Here is a 14,981-nt window from a genome sequence, read left to right as displayed (position 1 = left end):
CGGCCCGTGGTTCGCCTGGTCGTCGGCCTCGGCAACCCCGGGTCCAAGTACCACCGCACCCGGCACAACATCGGCTTCGACTGGGTGGACCGGGTGGCGGACCGCCTCGGCAGCCGCTGGTCCGCCCAGCGGCGCTACCAGGCCGAGGTGGGCGAGTGGCTCGTGGACGGCCAGCGGGTGTGGGCCATGAAGCCGCAGACCTATATGAACCGCAGCGGTCAGGCGGTGGCTCCCTTCGCCCGGGCCAAGGGCCTCGATCTCGGCGAGATTCTGGTGGTCCACGATGAGCTGGACCTCGACCCCGGCGTGGCGCGCCTCAAGGCGGGCGGGGGGCACGGTGGCCACAACGGGCTGCGCGACCTCGTCGAGCACCTGGGCTCCAAGGACTTCTTGCGCCTGCGCCTCGGCGTGGGCCATCCCGGCGACCGCAGCCAGGTGACCCCCTACGTGCTGGGCCGCGCCTCCCCCGAGGAGCGCAGTCGCATGGAGGCGGCCATGGACCGGGCCCTGGAGGTGCTGCCGGACTTGGCCGCCGGGAAGTGGCAGCGCGCCGTCAACCACCTCCACGCGCCGGTCTCCTCCGGAGACTGACCCCGGCCCGAATCAGGATCAGGACGACCCCCTCATGGGATTTCAGTGCGGCATCGTCGGGTTGCCCAACGTGGGCAAATCCACCCTGTTCAACGCCCTCACCCGCGCCGGGATCCAGGCGGAGAACTACCCCTTCTGCACCATCGAGCCGAACGTCGGCGTCGTGCCGGTACCCGATCGGCGGCTGGACGAGCTGGCCCGCCTGGTGCAGCCGCAGGAGGTGACCCCCACCGCCATCCACTTCGTGGACATCGCCGGCCTGGTGGCGGGTGCCTCCGAGGGGGAGGGCCTGGGCAACCAGTTCCTGGCCCACATTCGCGAAGTGGACGCCATCGCCCACGTGGTGCGCTGCTTCGCCGACGACAACGTGGCCCACGTGGCGGGCGGGGTGGACCCGGTCCGCGACATCGAGACCATCGAGAACGAGCTGGTCCTCGCCGACCTGGAGACGGTGGAGAAGGCCCACGCCAAGGCGACCAAGAACGCCAAGAGCGGGGATAAGACCGCCGCGGCCGAGCGGGACCTTCTCGCCCGCCTCCAGGCGCACCTGGCGGAGGGCGGCCCGGCCCGGGCCCTGGACCTCGGGGACGAGGACCTCGAGGCCCTCAAGGGCTTCCACCTCCTCACGCTCAAGCCCATCATGTACGTGGCCAACGTGGACGAGGGCGAGACCGGGGAGGACAACCCGGCCGTCCAGGCCGTGCGCGAGCACGCCGCCGCCTCCGGCAGCGAGGTGGTGGTAGTCAGCGCCGCCACCGAGGCGGAGCTCATGGAGCTCGAGGACGACGAGCGGGAGGAGTTCCTCGCCGAGCTGGGCATGGAGGAGCCCGGCCTGAACCGGGTCATCCGTGCCGGCTATCGCCTCCTCGGCCTGATTACCTTCTTCACCGCCGGGCCCAAGGAGGTGCGCGCCTGGACCGTCCCGGAGGGCTCCACGGCCCCGCGGGCGGCCCGCGAGATCCACAGCGATATGGAGCGCGGGTTCATCCGCGCCGAAGTGATCGCATTCGAGGACTACGTCGCCTACGGCGGGGAGCAGGGTGCCAAGGAGGCCGGCCGCATGCGGTCCGAGGGCAAGGACTACGAGGTCGCCGACGGCGACGTGATCCTGTTCCGCTTCAACGTCTAGCCAAGGCGCGGCTCGACGGTTGACAGGCACGGCCCGATTCCTAAAATAAGTAGCCCTCTGGCGGATTAGCTCAGTGGTTAGAGCAACGGAATCATAATCCGTGTGTCCGGGGTTCAAATCCCTGATCCGCCACCATCCTGCCGGCCGCCTCCGTGCGAGGCGGCTTTTTTGTGGTTGGGCCAAAGACCCCAATGGGCGGGTGATGGTGAATGCCCCCCGGCTGCAGGTATCATCCCTCCAGATTCCGGATCAAGGATCCCCCGCATGTTCCGGATTGCCCGGGCGAAATCGCGGATGGCTGGATGGCTGGGTCTGGTTCTGGACCGGTACCGGAACCGGCCCGATTCCGAGCACGAGCAGGCGGTGGTCCGGGTGGGCATTGCCAGCGCCATCACCGCCTACCTGTCCATCTACGGCAGCTTGCATCCCAGCAGCTACGCGGGGCTAGCCGGGGCTCTTCAGATCCTGGGGTTGTTCCTGGCGTTCGGGCTGGCCCTGCTGGTCTGGATCGGCCTACGCCCTGCCCCCTCCCATGGTAGGCGCCTCCTCGCCAACCTCGCGGATCATGGCACGCTCTCCCTGCTTTTGGCCCTGTACGGAGAGGCAGTGGCGCCCCTGTACGTCGTGTATCTCTGGGTGGTGGTGGGCAACGGCTTGCGCTTCGGCCAGGGGTATCTGTATTTGTCGATGTCCCTGGCCCTTGCCGGTTTCCTCGGTGTGACCCTGTCCCATCCCTTCTGGGTGGCGAACCCCACCCTGGCGTGGGGGCTTTGGGCGGGTCTGCTGATACTGCCCCTCTATTTCTCCGCCCTGCTATCCAAGCTGATCCGGGCCCGCGCGGAGGCCGAGGCGGCCAACCGGGCGAAAAGCCAGTTCCTGGCCAATATGAGCCACGAGATCCGGACCCCCATGAACGGCGTCATCGGCATGGTGGACCTGCTCGGGGACACCTCCCTGACCCCCATGCAGCGGCATTTCACCCGGACGGCCCAGCGCTCGGCCCGGGCGCTCCTGGAGCTGTTGGAGAATGTGCTCGATCTCTCCCAGATCGAGGCCGGCAAGCTCAGCCTTCAGGAGGAGGACTTCGACCTGTACGCCGCCGTGCGGGGGACGGTGGACATGCTGGCCCATCAGGCCGAGCAGAAAGGCCTGCGCCTGGACCTCCACATCGACCCCCACACCCCCTGCCGGGTGCGGGGCGACGAGGTGCGCCTGCGCCAGATCCTGATCAACCTGATTAACAACGCCATCAAGTTCACCGACGCGGGCCATGTGGAGGTGCGGGTAGGCTCCTGCCCGGCGCCGGAAAACAACCTCCGGGTGTGCTTCGAGGTGGTGGATACCGGGATCGGCATCCCCGAGGAGGTCCAGGGCCACATCTTCGAGGTGTTCACGCAGGCCGATGGGTCCATCACCCGGCGGTACGGTGGCACGGGCCTGGGGACGGCAATCTCCAAGCAGCTGGTGGATCTCCTCGGGGGCACCATCGAGGTGGAGAGCCAGCCCGGGATGGGGACGCTGTTCCAGGTTGCCCTCCCCTGGCAGCCCCCGGAACAGGAGGCGCAGGCGCAGACCATGGGGCCGGGGGGCGGCATTTTGCTTTTGACCCGTGACCCGGTGCTGCGGGAGAGATTAACGGGGTGGTTCAGCCTCTGGGGGCTGCAAGCCGAGGTGGTGGACGTCCAGGACGAGCTGCTGGCCCGGATCGGGCGGCCGGGGGCCCATATACGCGGTGTGGTGATCGACGAGGGGGAGCTTCTGGATCCCTCGGGATTCCTCGCCTGTTGCCGGGCCCCGGGCCATACGGCCTCTCCGGGCCTGGTCCTGCTGCGGCGCGATCCCGGCAGCCATCGGCTCCGGGGGCTGGAGGGGCGCTTCGATTCCATTCTCGACCTTCCCCCGGACAAGCCGCTCCTCTTCAATGCGCTGTATGCCCTCCAGACCGAGCTGCCGCGGGATGAGCGGGTGGTGGACCTGGCCCGCCGGCGGGAGAAGCGGCAAGGTCGGGAGCGGCAGCCCTACATCCTGGTGGCGGAGGATAACCCCACCAACCAGGAGGTGATCGGCCTGATCCTGGAGAACGGGGGCTACGCCGCCCGCACGGTCGCCGACGGGGAGGAGGCCTTGCGGGCCCTGGAGGAGGAGGCCTTCGACCTGGCCATCCTGGATATGCACATGCCGAAGCGCAGCGGCCCGGAGGTGGTCAAGCTGCACCGCTTCACTGAAACGGACGATCGCCCCCTGCCCTTCGTGCTCCTCACCGCCAACGTTACGAGCCATGCGGCCCGGGAGGCGGAGGAAGCGGGGGTGGCCGCCTTCCTTACCAAGCCCGTGGAGGCCCGGCGCCTGCTGGAGACCCTGGAGCAGATCATGGCCCATGGGGGATGCCCGGCGGGGGCCGACACGCCGTCCGGGGAGGTAGGAGCCGGGAGGGTCGGATCGCAGGGGGGTGTCGAGACCGAGGAGGGGACCCTGGTTTCGCCTTGCACCATGAAGGATCTGGCGGGAATGAGCCGGGACCCGGCCCTTCTTGCCGGCCTGATCCAGGGCTTCCTGCGGGATTCCGAAAACCTGGTGGAGCGGATGGAGAGGGCGGCGGCGGAGTGTCGGCTGGAGGATCTGCAGAAATGCGCCCATACGTTGAAGGGGAGCGCGGGCAATCTGGGGGTGGAGGCGGTTGCCAATGTGTGCGAGCGCCTGCTGGGGGCAAGCGCAACGGACCTGGCCGCGGGGACCATTCACCGCGATCTGGAAGGGCTGCGGGATCTCCTGGCGCGGGCGCGCCCCGCTCTCCTGCTGCACGCCAGCGGCCAGCTCCAGCACTGACCGCCGGCGTGCCGGGCTCCATCACCGGGCCTGCGAGAGCTCCTGCCCGTTCCGCCGATCCTGCGCCCGCACCAGGCGCTCCATGGTCCGGAGCTCACGCTCCCCAAGCCCCAGGGCGGAATCGACCCAAAGCTCGGTGATGTCCCGTAGCTCCTCGAAGGGTACGCGGTTGTGGGAAGAGTGGATCCGGCGCAGGAGTCCGTGCACGGAGCTGTGCTTATCGGCCTCGGTGATGTACTCCGCGAGCGTCTCGCGCCCCTGACCGGGCTCGGCGAGCACGTCCACCACCCCCATCTCATAAAGCTCCTCGGCCTCATAGAGGCGGCCCGAGAGGATCATGCGCTCCGCCAGGGAGGGGGCGATGCGCCGGGAAAGGTAGCTGTAGGCGCCCATCCCCGGGAATAGGTTGAACAGCACCTCGGGAAAGCCCATCTGGGTACCCTTCTCCGCGATCACCACGTTGCAGGAGAGGGCCGCTTCCAGGCCTCCGCCTTGGGCCCGCCCTTCCACCAGGGACAGACTGGTGAGCGGGAGGTCCATTCCCACCGAGAACCGGTGGCCGGCCCGAACGCAGGCCAGGGCGTAATCCAGGAGGCCCTCACGGTCCCCGGCCCGGATCAGGGACAGGAAGCGGGCCAGATCGCCTCCGAAGTTGTAGATCCCATCCAGGTTGGAGGCGAGTACCATATACCGGATGTCCGGGGTGCGGCCCTGGGCCTGCTGCTGGCGCACCCGTTGCGCGACCTCTCTCTGGAAGGCCTCGATGTCCGCGAGGAGCTCGGGGGTAAAGGATGGCCGGGGCTGGGGATCCATTTTCAAGACTGCCGCGCCAAGGTCCCGGTGAAGCTCGACCTCCGACTGCTGATACCCATGGGTGGCTTCGGGGAAGTGGAACAAAGTGCTCATGGTGCGCTCCTTGCTTGGGGATTGTGGGAGTCGCCAATCGGGCGACCGAGAAACAGCCAGCCCGCCGGAATCCGGCAGGCTGGCGGAAACGGGTAGCCCGCCCAGGGATGGGGCCGAGGGGAGGCCCTCGTGAGGGGACTCCAATGGGATGCACCAGGAGCACGCGGGAGAGAGCCAGCGGAACGCTGGCGGCAGTCGGGCAAGATCGCAAGGAGCCCCCCCTTTGGCTCGTTTCCTGCGCCTTTACCAGACTAACCCATTGAACAGCAGAGGGAAGGGCCTCTACCGGCCATCGCCCCGGAGAGGCAGGGACCCCAGCCCCTTGGCCCCTTCCCGCCCAGGCCCTATAATGCGGTTTTGACGGAAACCCACTTCCCGAAGCCCGCCCATGCCCCGCAAGCTCTACATCCGCACCTTCGGCTGCCAGATGAACGAGCACGATTCCACCCGCATGGTGGACCTGCTCGATTCCGCCATTGGGGTGGAGTGCACCGACGAACCCGCCGAGGCGGACATCCTGCTGCTGAATACCTGTTCGGTGCGTGAGAAGCCCCAGGAGAAGGTGTTCTCCGAGCTGGGCCGCTGGCGGCCGATCAAGGAGGCCCGGCCGGGCACCCTGATCGGCGTGGGCGGCTGCGTGGCCCAGCAGGAGGGCGAGCGCATCCGGCAGCGGGCACCCTACGTGGACCTGGTCTTTGGCCCGCAGACCATCCACCGCCTGCCGGAGATGATCGCGGCCGCCGAGCGGGAGCGCTCCGGGGTGGTGGACGTGGATTTTCCGGAGATCGAGAAGTTCGACCACCTGCCCGCCCCGCGGGTGGAGAAGGCGCGCGCCTTCGTCACCATCATGGAAGGCTGCGACAAGTTCTGCACCTTCTGCGTGGTGCCCTACACGCGCGGCCGCGAGCTGTCCCGGCCCTTCGACGACGTGCTCGCCGAGTGCTACGAGCTGGCCCAGCAGGGGGTGCGCGAGGTGACCCTGCTCGGCCAGAACGTCAACGGCTACCGCGGGGTGATGGAGGACGGCACCGAGGCCGACCTCGGTCTGCTGCTTTACTACCTGGCCGGCATCCAGGGCCTGGACCGGCTGCGCTTCACCACCTCCCATCCCAACGAGTTCGGCGCGGGGCTCATCGAGGCCTTCGCCGAGCTGCCCGAGCTGGTCTCCCACCTGCACCTGCCGGTGCAGACCGGCTCCGACCGCCTCCTGGCACGCATGCACCGCAACCACACCCAGGCGGAGTTCCTGGACAAGGTGGCGCGCCTGCGTGCGGTGCGGCCCGATATGTCCATCGGCACCGACTTCATCGTCGGCTTCCCGGGCGAGACCGACGAGGACTTCCAGGATACCCTGGACCTGGTGGCCGAGGCGGACCTCGACCACTCCTTCTCCTTCAAGTACAGCCCGCGCCCGGGGACCCTCGCCGCCGAGGTGCCCGACGACGTCCCGGAGTCCGTCAAGCAGGAGCGCCTCACCATCCTCCAGGCCCGCCTGAACCAGCAGGCCATGGAGAAGAGCCGCGCGCTGGTGGGGCGGGAAGTGACGGTGCTCGTGGAGGGCCCCAGCCGCAAGGACCCCAACGAGGTGATGGGCCGCACCCCCTGCAACCGCATCGTGAACTTCGCCGCGCCGGAAGGGTCCGTAGGCAAACTGGTGCCGGTGACCATCACCGAGGCGCTGCCCAATTCCCTGCGCGGCCGGCCCAGCCGGGAGGCCGCCTTGAGCCAGGCGGGCTGAAACCGGGTGCCCGTTCCGTGCATGAGCCCCTTGCCCCTGCAAGCTTCCACCCAATTGCCGGCGCATGTTCCCGGCGCGATTATGACTGCATGTCCGCCCTCCGGGCGGTGAGGTAAGAATCGTGGCTGACTCTGCCCCTGCCGTTGGCAGCGCGGAACAAACCCACCCGGTGGTGGTGCAGTGCCCTCAAGACGAGGAGGGTATTCCCGAGGACCCGCGAATCCAGGAATGGGTCCATGCGGCCCTTGCGGCCGTGCCGGGCGAGGCGCCGCCAGGCGAGGTGGTGGTGCGTGCCGAGGATGCGGAGGCCATGGCCGAGCTGAACGGCAGCTTCCGGGGCAAGGAGGGGCCCACCAACGTGCTCTCCTTCCCCGCCGACCTGCCGCCGGGACCCTGGGAGCCCATGCTCGGGGACCTGGTCGTCTGCCCGCAGGTGGTGGCCCGGGAGGCGGCCGAGCAGGGGAAGCCTCTGCAGTCCCATTGGGCCCACATGGTGGTGCACGGCACCCTGCATCTGCTCGGCTATGACCATATGGCGCCCGATGAGGCGGAGGAGATGGAGGCGCTGGAACGGGAGGTGATGGCGCAGTTGGGATACGGGGACCCCTATGCGGAGGAGTAGAGCGGTGGCCGAAGAAGGACCCAGACGACGAAGTTGGATCGAGCGACTCGCCCGGGGCCTGGGAGCAACCCCCGAGTCCCGGGAGGACCTCCTGGAGATCCTGCGGGAGGCCGAGTACCAGGGCCTCCTGGACCCTGAAGACCTGCACATGATCGAGGGGATCTTCAAGATCTCCGGAACCCGGGTGCGGGACGTCATGGTGCCCCGGGGCCAGATGGAGGTGGTGCGTACCGACGAGGCCCCGGAGGATTTCATCCCCCGCATCGTCGAGGTGGGCTTCTCGCGCCTGCCGGTGGTGGGCGAGGACCGCGACGACGTGCGCGGCATCCTCTACGCCAAGGACCTGCTGCGCTATTGGGCGGCGGAGCAGCGCGACCAGTTCGACCTCCTGTCCGTGATCCGCGCGCCCGTGTTCGTCCCCGAGAGCAAGCACATCGACAGCCTCCTCCACGAGTTCCGCGCCAGCCGCAACCACATGGCCATCGTGGTCAACGAGTTCGGCGGCACCGCGGGCCTGGTGACCATCGAGGACGTCCTCGAGGAGATCGTCGGCGAGATCGAGGACGAATTCGACATCGAGGCGGTGATGGTGGAGCAGCGCGGGCGCGGCCGCTTCCAGGTGGATGCCCAGATCCCGCTGGAGACCTTCGCCGCCCGCTTCGGGGCGCACCTGGAGGCGGAGGGGGTGGATACCCTGGGCGGCTGGATGGTGCGGGAGATGGGCCACCTGCCGGAGGTGGGCGAGTCCCTGCGGGTGGACGGCCTGCTGCTGGAGGTGATCCGCGCCGACCGCCGCCGGATCCGCAGCATCCGGGTGGTGGAGCAGAACGAGGCGGAAACGGGTACCCATGGCGGCGCGAGCTGAACGCGACTGATGGAGGCCCGGACCCTGGCTGCTAACCGCCCCGTGCCCGGCCTGGCCCGCACGGTGGCCGCGGACCTCGCCTATCTGGTCGCCGGCGCACTGGTCCCCCTGGCCTTCGCCCCCTGGGACTGGTACGCCCTGGCCTGGGTCCTTCTGATCCCCCTCTTCCTCGCCACGGAGATTCCCGCTCCCCGACTGCGCTTCCGCCGCGGCCTGGCCTTCGGCCTGGGCATGTTCGGCGCCGGGCTGCACTGGCTGCTTCCCACCATCCACACCTTCGGCCACATGCCCCTCGCCCTGGCGGTGCCCACCTGGGCTTTGCTGGTGGCCTACTGCGCCCTCTATCCCGCCCTGTTCGTCCTCCTGGGGGGCTGGCTGCGCGGGCCCCGCCCCTGGCGCCTGGCCTTGGGCCTGCCCCTGCTGTGGGTGGTCCTGGAAGGGGTCCGGGGCCTAGCCTTCACCGGTTTCCCGTGGCTGACCCTGGGAGTGACCCAGACCGAGGGGCCTCTGGCCGGGCTGTTCCCGGTGGTGGGCAGCCTGGGGGCCGGACTGCCGGTGGCCTCCCTCAACGGCATCCTGCTGCTCGCCTATATGGCCCGGGACCGGGGCATCCTCCAGCCCCTGGCCTGGCTAACCGGGACGGTGGCGGTGGTGGGAGCGGGCCTTCTGGCCGCTACCCTGGCCTGGACCAGCCCGTCGGGGGATCCCCTGCGCACGGCCCTGGTGCAGGGGGCGGTGCCACAGGAGCTGAAGTGGAGCGCCGAGCGCCGGGAGGCGATCCTGGAGCGCTACCGTCGGCTGACCCTGGCGAACCTGGACGCCGATCTGGTGGTGTGGCCGGAGACCGCCGTGCCCTTGTTCGCCGACCGGGTGGGAGATTACCTGGAGGCCCTGGAGCGGAAGGTGGCGGCGCGGGGGGCCACCCTGCTGCTGGGCATCCCGGAGCGCGACTGGGAGGACGGCGAGCGGCGCAACTACAACGCCGCCATGGCCCTGGGGGCGGGGGATCAGCCGCCCTACCGCAAGCGGCACCTGGTGCCCTTCGGGGAGTACGTGCCGCTGCCGTCGCTGCTGTTCTTCGCCGAGCGCTTCGTGCCCGGGGAGGGGGTGTTCGCTTCCGGGAAGAGCGCCGCGCCGCTGGAGGTGGACGGGCACCACGCGGGAATGTCCATCTGCTACGAGGACGCCTTCCCGCGGGAGGTGGCCGCCACGGTGCGGGAGGGGGCGGACCTGCTGGTGAACGTCACCAACGACGCCTGGTTCGGCGGCTCCATCGGCCCGGACCAGCACGCCCAGCTGGCCCGCGTCCGGGCCATGGAAATGGGGCGGCCGCTGCTGCGGGTGGCCAACACCGGCATCACCTACGCCGCCGACCACAAGGGCGAGGTGCAGGAGCGCATCCCCCGCGACGAGCCCGGCGTAGCCCGCGTGACCGTCGAGCCGCGCACCGGCGCCACCCCTTACCAGCGGTTGAGTAAAGGCTGGCTCCTGGCCGGGGTGCTGGCGGGCCTGGGGCTGTTCGTGCTCGTGGCCCGTCGGTACCCTGCTGGCGAATAGGCGGGATTGCTGAGAGGAGCCCGCTTTAGCGGGCGAAAGGCCTGAAAAAAAACCGGGCCCTGAAACCAGGTCGCCCGCTAAAGCGGGCTCCTACCGCCCCTGCTCGCCTGCCTTTTGTGCTCAATTCAGCCCCAGCTCCTCCCAGAAGCCGTCCACCCGCTCCCGGGTGGCGGCGTCCATGCGCACCGGATGGCCCCATTCGCGCTGCGTCTCGCCCGGCCACTTGTTGGTGGCGTCGATGCCCATCTTGGAGCCCAGCCCCGACACCGGCGAGGCGAAGTCCAGGTAGTCGATGGGGCTGTTGTCCACCAGGTGGGTATCGCGCACCGGGTCCACCCGGGTGGTCAGCGCCCAGATCACGTCCTGCCAGTCGCGGGTGTCGATGTCGTCGTCCACCACCACCACGAACTTGGTGTACATGAACTGGCGCAGGAAGGACCACACGCCCATCATCACCCGCTTGGCGTGGCCGGGGTACTGCTTCTTCATAGACACCACCGCCATGCGGTAGGAGCAGCCCTCCATGGGCAGGTAGAAGTCGGTGATCTCCGGGAACTGCTTCTGAAGCAGCGGGATGAACAGCTCGTTCATGGCCAGGCCGAGCACGGCGGGCTCGTCCGGCGGCCGGCCGGTGTAGGTAGTGTGGTAGATGGGGTCGCGGCGGTGGGTGATGCGCTCCACGGTCAGCACCGGGAAGCGCTCCTGCTCGTTGTAGTAGCCGGTGTGGTCGCCGAAGGGCCCCTCCACCGCCAGGTCGTCCGGGTAGATGTGGCCCTCCAGGACGACCTCCGTGTGCGCCGGGATCTGCAGGTCCACGCCGAGGCCAGTGGCCAGCTCCGTGCGCGCGTCGCGCAGCAGGCCGGCGAACTGGTGCTCGGAGAGGGTGTCCGGGATGGGGGTGACGGCGGCCAGGATGGTGGCCGGATCGGGGCCCAGCGCCACCGCCACCGGGAACGGCCGATCCCCGTGCACCTCCCGCCAGCGCTGGTAGTCCAGCGCCCCGCCGCGGTGGGCCAGCCAGCGCATGATCACCCGGTTGCGGCCGATGACCTGCTGACGGTAGATGCCCATGTTCTGCCGGTGGCGGTCCGGGCCGCGGGTCAGGGTGATGCCCCAGGTGATGAGCGGCCCGGCGTCCTCCGGCCAGCAGGTCTGCACCGGCAGGGTGGCCAGGTCCACGTCCTCCCCCTCCACCACCACCTCCTGGCAGGGCGGGCTCTTGCGCTCCTTGGGGCGCATGTTGAGGGCCTTGCGCAGGATGGGCACGGTGTCCCACAGCTCGCGGAAGCCACCCGGCGGCTCCGGCTCCTTGAGGTAGGCCAGCAGCCGCCCCACCTCGCGCAGCTCGGGGGTGGAGGAGCGCCCCATGCCCATGGCCACCCGGTCGGCGGTGCCGAACAGGTTGGCCAGTGCCGGCATGGAGCCGGAGGTGGGCCGCTCGAACAGCAGCGCCGGGCCGCCCCGGCGCAGCACCCGGTCGCTGATCTCGGTCATCTCCAGGTGCGGGTCCACCGGGCGGGCGATGCGCTTGAGCTCGCCGCGCTGCTCTAGGTCGGCAATGAAGGCGCGGAGGTCTTTCATAGAGCCTTTTCCAAAAGGTAAACCGCCAAGGACGCCAAGATCGCCAAGAAAAAAAGCCGAACGGAAAAGGCCGAAAAAATCCTTGGGACCGGAGCAAGTTTGGGTAACGAATTTTCGGGGCTTGTCTTTGCTTGGCGCTCTTGGCGGTTAGTTGTTTCTGTTTTGCGCCGTAAGAAGTTTCAGGCGGTAAGGTACTCCAGCACGATCCCGGCGAACACCGCCCCGCCCAGCCACTGGTTGTTGAGGAACGCCCGCAGGCACGGCCCGCGCGTCCGGTCGCGGATCAGCCAGTGCTGGTAGAGCCCGAAGCCCGCCGCCCCGGCCAGGCCCAGGGCGTACCAGACGCCGAATCCCGCCAGGTAGCCCACCACCCCCATCAGGGCGAGGGCGATGAGCTGGTTCACGGCCACCGCCACCCGGTCCCAGGCGCCGAACAGGATGGCGGTGGAGCGCACGCCGATGGCCAGGTCGTCGGGGCGATCCTCCATGGCGTACATGGTGTCGTAGGCCACCGTCCAGAAGATGTTGGCCGCCAGCAGGACCCAGGCCACCAGCGCCACTTCCCCCGAAACGGCGGCGAAGGCCATGGGGATGCCCCAGCCGAAGGCCACGCCCAGATAGGCCTGCGGCATGTGGGTGAAGCGCTTGAAAAAGGGATAGGTGGCGGCCAGCACCACCGCCACCAGGGCCAGGTACAGGGTCAGGCGGTTGAGCAGCAGCACCAGGCCGAAGGCCACCAGGCACAGCACCACGAACAGGGCGATGGCCTCCCCCGGGCGCACCTCGCCGCTGGCCAGCGGGCGCTCCGCGGTGCGCTGCACATAAGGGTCGAAGTCGCGGTCGGCGTAGTCGTTGATCACGCAGCCGGCGGAGCGCATGAGCAGCGTGCCCAGCACGAAGACGGCAACGATCCAGGCCGGTGGGCTGCCCTCCCCCGCGATCCACAGCGCCCACAGGGTGGGCCACAGCAGCAGCAGGGTGCCGATGGGCCGGTGCAGCCGCATCAGGCGGGCGTAGGCCCCCAGTCTGGCGGTCAGGGCTGCGGCGGACATAGCGCCTCCATGTCCGGAAGGAAGACCTCCCCCACCAGCAGACGCCCGGCCCCCACCCGGTGCAGGGAGCGTCGGGCCCACAGGGTTGCCCCGTCGGCGGCCGCCACCGGTGCGGCCTCCAGGGACAGGCGCTCCGCGTCGTTGCCCGGCTCGAACAGCTGGTCCCCCAGGGGCTGCTCCCCCGGGTCGGGCAGGGCCTGGCCGGGGATCCAGCTGCGGGCGAACACCACCTCCCGGCCGCCGCACAGCAGCCACACCTCCCGCTGCAGCACGGGGCTCCCCGCGGACAGGCGGAGCAGCTCCGCACCGGCCGGAGGGAGGGAGACGGTGACCCGCCGGTGGATGCGCAGCCCGAACTCCTGTGGACAGGCCGCCCGCAGGGCCCCCGTCAGCGAGCCGTCGCAGGCCAGCCAGGCCGCCAGCCCGGGGCCCGGGGCGCCCGGCCCCGACAGGGCGGCGGGAACCCGCCAGGGGCCCCGGGCGGGAAAGAGGTCGTCTGCGGTGGGGAAGGGATCGTCCATGATCGGGGGCTCTCGCCGGCGGTCGCGGGCGTGATTCTAGCGCAGGCGGAGACGGGCGTCAGGAGGCCGCGCTCCCGCTGTCCAGGCGTCGGTATTGCACCGCCTCGGCGATGTGGGCGCGGGTGATGCGGTCGGTGCCGGCGAGGTCGGCGATGGTGCGCGCCAGCTTGAGGATGCGGTGGTAGGCCCGGGCGGACAGGCCCAGGCGCTTGCTGGCGGTTTCCAGGAAGGCCAGGCCGTCTGCCTCCGGCTGACAGTGCTCCTCCACCCCCCGGGCGGTGAGGCCCGCCGCGGGCACCCCCAGTCGCTGCAGCTGGCGTTCCCGGGCCGCCTCCACCCGGGCTCGCACCGCGGCGCTGGCCTCCTCCCCGCCGTTCCCCTGTCCCGGCCGCAGCTCCTCCACCGGCAGGGCCGGCACCTCCAGCTGCAGGTCGATGCGGTCTAGGAGCGGCCCGGAGAGCTTGCCCCGGTAGCGCTGAATCTGCGCCGGGGTGCAGGCGCAGGCCTGGCGGGAATCGCCCAGGTGGCCGCACGGGCACGGGTTCATGGCGGCGAGCAGCTGGAACCGCGCTGGGAAGCGGGTGGTGGCGCGCGCCCGGGCGATGGTCACCTCCCCCGTCTCCAGGGGCTCGCGCAGGGCCTCCAGGGTCCGCCGGTCGAACTCGGGGAGCTCGTCGAGGAACAGCACCCCCCGGTGGGCCCGGGTGATCTCCCCGGGGCGGGGCGGGCTGCCGCCGCCTACCAGCGCCGGCAGGGAGGCGGAATGGTGCGGGTCCTGGAACGGGGGATGGGGGTCCAGGGCGGCCACCCGCTCGCCGCGTACCGAGCGGATCCGGGCCACCTCCACCTGGGCCTCCCGGTCCAGGGGCGGCAGGATGCCGGGCAGGCAACGGGCCAGCAGGGTCTTGCCTGCCCCGGGAGGGCCAGAGAGCAGCATAATGTGGTCCTTTTAGTTTACCCTGACAACTTCCCTTGTAACCGGGAGGCCGCATGCCCAAAGCCTACTCCTACGTCCGCTTTTCCCACCCTGACCAAGCCGCAGGGGACAGCCTTCGCCGCCAGGTCGAAGCGGCCCGGGAATGGGCCCAGCGCAATGGTTACGAGTTGGACGACTCCATGACCCTCGCGGACATCGGGGTCAGCGCCTATCACGGAAACAACCGGACCGAGGGGGCGCTCGGGGCATTCATTACAGCGGTGCATGACGGCCATATCCCCAGCGGGTCCGTGCTCGTCGTTGAAAGCCTCGACCGCATCAGCCGGGACCGGATCCACGCGACCCTGCGTCTGTTCCTCGACCTGCTAGACCGGGGAATTGAGATCGTCACCCTCACCGACTCCAAACACTATACCCGAGAGTCCCTGAACGACCTTACCGACTTAATCACCTCGCTGGTGGTTATGTCCCGGGCCCACGAGGAGTCGGTAACCAAAGCCAACCGTCTGGCGGCCGCATGGGAAGCTAAGCGCCGGAAAGCTACTGAGGAAAAGCTAACCGCTCAATGCCCCGCTTGGCTCAGGCTGACTGAGGATCGAAAAGTGGAGTTGACCCGAATTCGTGGACACCCAATCCTTTGGCAGGAAGGAGTGATC

The 14,981-nt window shown here is 69.3% G+C and carries 12 protein-coding genes, 1 tRNA gene and 1 pseudogene; 9 read left to right on the top strand and 5 right to left on the bottom strand.

The window, feature by feature from the left end:
• The first annotated feature begins 6 nt into the window (after positions 1 to 6).
• The 4 genes from pth to ACLFRB_RS00825 all read left to right on the top strand — a co-directional run bounded on the left by pth (position 7) and on the right by ACLFRB_RS00825 (position 4,546).
• Complete coding sequence (gene pth, locus ACLFRB_RS00840) at positions 7 to 591, top strand: aminoacyl-tRNA hydrolase (protein ID WP_411067097.1); 585 nt, start codon at positions 7 to 9, stop codon at positions 589 to 591.
• 34 nt (positions 592 to 625) lie between these two features.
• Positions 626 to 1,720 carry a redox-regulated ATPase YchF gene (gene ychF, locus ACLFRB_RS00835; RefSeq protein WP_411067096.1) on the top strand — a complete coding sequence of 365 codons (1,095 nt, stop codon included), beginning with the start codon at positions 626 to 628 and terminating at the stop codon, positions 1,718 to 1,720.
• A gap of 59 nt (positions 1,721 to 1,779) precedes the next feature.
• Positions 1,780 to 1,855, top strand: a tRNA-Met gene (locus ACLFRB_RS00830).
• A gap of 129 nt (positions 1,856 to 1,984) precedes the next feature.
• On the top strand, positions 1,985 to 4,546 hold the full coding sequence (locus ACLFRB_RS00825; protein ID WP_411067095.1) for an ATP-binding protein: 2,562 nt from the start codon (positions 1,985 to 1,987) through the stop codon (positions 4,544 to 4,546).
• Positions 4,547 to 4,567: 21 nt separating this feature from the next.
• Here the strand turns inward: ACLFRB_RS00825 and ACLFRB_RS00820 are convergent, their stop codons facing one another.
• Positions 4,568 to 5,452 carry a crotonase/enoyl-CoA hydratase family protein gene (locus ACLFRB_RS00820; RefSeq protein WP_411067094.1) on the bottom strand — a complete coding sequence of 295 codons (885 nt, stop codon included), beginning with the start codon at positions 5,450 to 5,452 and terminating at the stop codon, positions 4,568 to 4,570.
• Positions 5,453 to 5,840: 388 nt separating this feature from the next.
• Between ACLFRB_RS00820 and miaB the strand changes: the two genes are divergently transcribed.
• The 4 genes from miaB (at position 5,841) to lnt (ending at position 10,234) form a co-directional block, all read left to right on the top strand.
• Positions 5,841 to 7,190, top strand: coding sequence for a tRNA (N6-isopentenyl adenosine(37)-C2)-methylthiotransferase MiaB (gene miaB, locus ACLFRB_RS00815; RefSeq protein WP_411067093.1), 1,350 nt, complete (start codon positions 5,841 to 5,843; stop codon positions 7,188 to 7,190).
• A gap of 169 nt (positions 7,191 to 7,359) precedes the next feature.
• Entirely contained in the window at positions 7,360 to 7,812 is a 453-nt protein-coding gene (ybeY, locus tag ACLFRB_RS00810) for an rRNA maturation RNase YbeY (protein WP_411067188.1), read from the top strand.
• A 4-nt stretch (positions 7,813 to 7,816) separates the two neighbouring features.
• Entirely contained in the window at positions 7,817 to 8,677 is an 861-nt protein-coding gene (locus ACLFRB_RS00805) for an HlyC/CorC family transporter (RefSeq protein ID WP_411067092.1), read from the top strand.
• Positions 8,678 to 8,686: 9 nt separating this feature from the next.
• Positions 8,687 to 10,234, top strand: a complete 1,548-nt coding sequence (lnt, locus tag ACLFRB_RS00800) for an apolipoprotein N-acyltransferase (protein ID WP_411067091.1) — start codon at positions 8,687 to 8,689, stop codon at positions 10,232 to 10,234.
• A gap of 120 nt (positions 10,235 to 10,354) precedes the next feature.
• Here the strand turns inward: lnt and ubiD are convergent, their stop codons facing one another.
• The 4 genes and pseudogenes from ubiD to ACLFRB_RS00780 all read right to left on the bottom strand — a co-directional run.
• The gene (gene ubiD / locus ACLFRB_RS00795) at positions 10,355 to 11,815 is read right to left on the bottom strand and encodes a 4-hydroxy-3-polyprenylbenzoate decarboxylase (protein ID WP_411067090.1); all 1,461 of its coding nucleotides are present in this window, start codon (positions 11,813 to 11,815) and stop codon (positions 10,355 to 10,357) included.
• 179 nt (positions 11,816 to 11,994) lie between these two features.
• Positions 11,995 to 12,867 carry a 4-hydroxybenzoate octaprenyltransferase gene (ubiA, locus tag ACLFRB_RS00790; RefSeq protein ID WP_411067089.1) on the bottom strand — a complete coding sequence of 291 codons (873 nt, stop codon included), beginning with the start codon at positions 12,865 to 12,867 and terminating at the stop codon, positions 11,995 to 11,997.
• Complete coding sequence (locus ACLFRB_RS00785; protein WP_411067088.1) at positions 12,849 to 13,388, bottom strand: chorismate--pyruvate lyase family protein; 540 nt, start codon at positions 13,386 to 13,388, stop codon at positions 12,849 to 12,851. The genes ubiA and ACLFRB_RS00785 overlap by 19 nt, the downstream gene beginning before the upstream one ends.
• Positions 13,389 to 13,446: 58 nt before the next feature.
• A pseudogene (locus ACLFRB_RS00780) lies at positions 13,447 to 14,331 on the bottom strand (YifB family Mg chelatase-like AAA ATPase); the annotation flags it as partial.
• 47 nt (positions 14,332 to 14,378) lie between these two features.
• Here ACLFRB_RS00780 and ACLFRB_RS00775 point away from each other — a divergent pair.
• Positions 14,379 to 14,981, top strand: a 603-nt coding sequence (locus tag ACLFRB_RS00775; protein WP_411067087.1) for a recombinase family protein, incomplete at its 3' end; no start/stop codon positions are given.

The sequence above is a fragment of the Thiohalorhabdus sp. genome (assembly GCF_046545655.1).
GTDB lineage: Bacteria > Pseudomonadota > Gammaproteobacteria > Thiohalorhabdales > Thiohalorhabdaceae > Thiohalorhabdus.
This window is presented reverse-complemented; position numbering and strand designations above follow the sequence as displayed.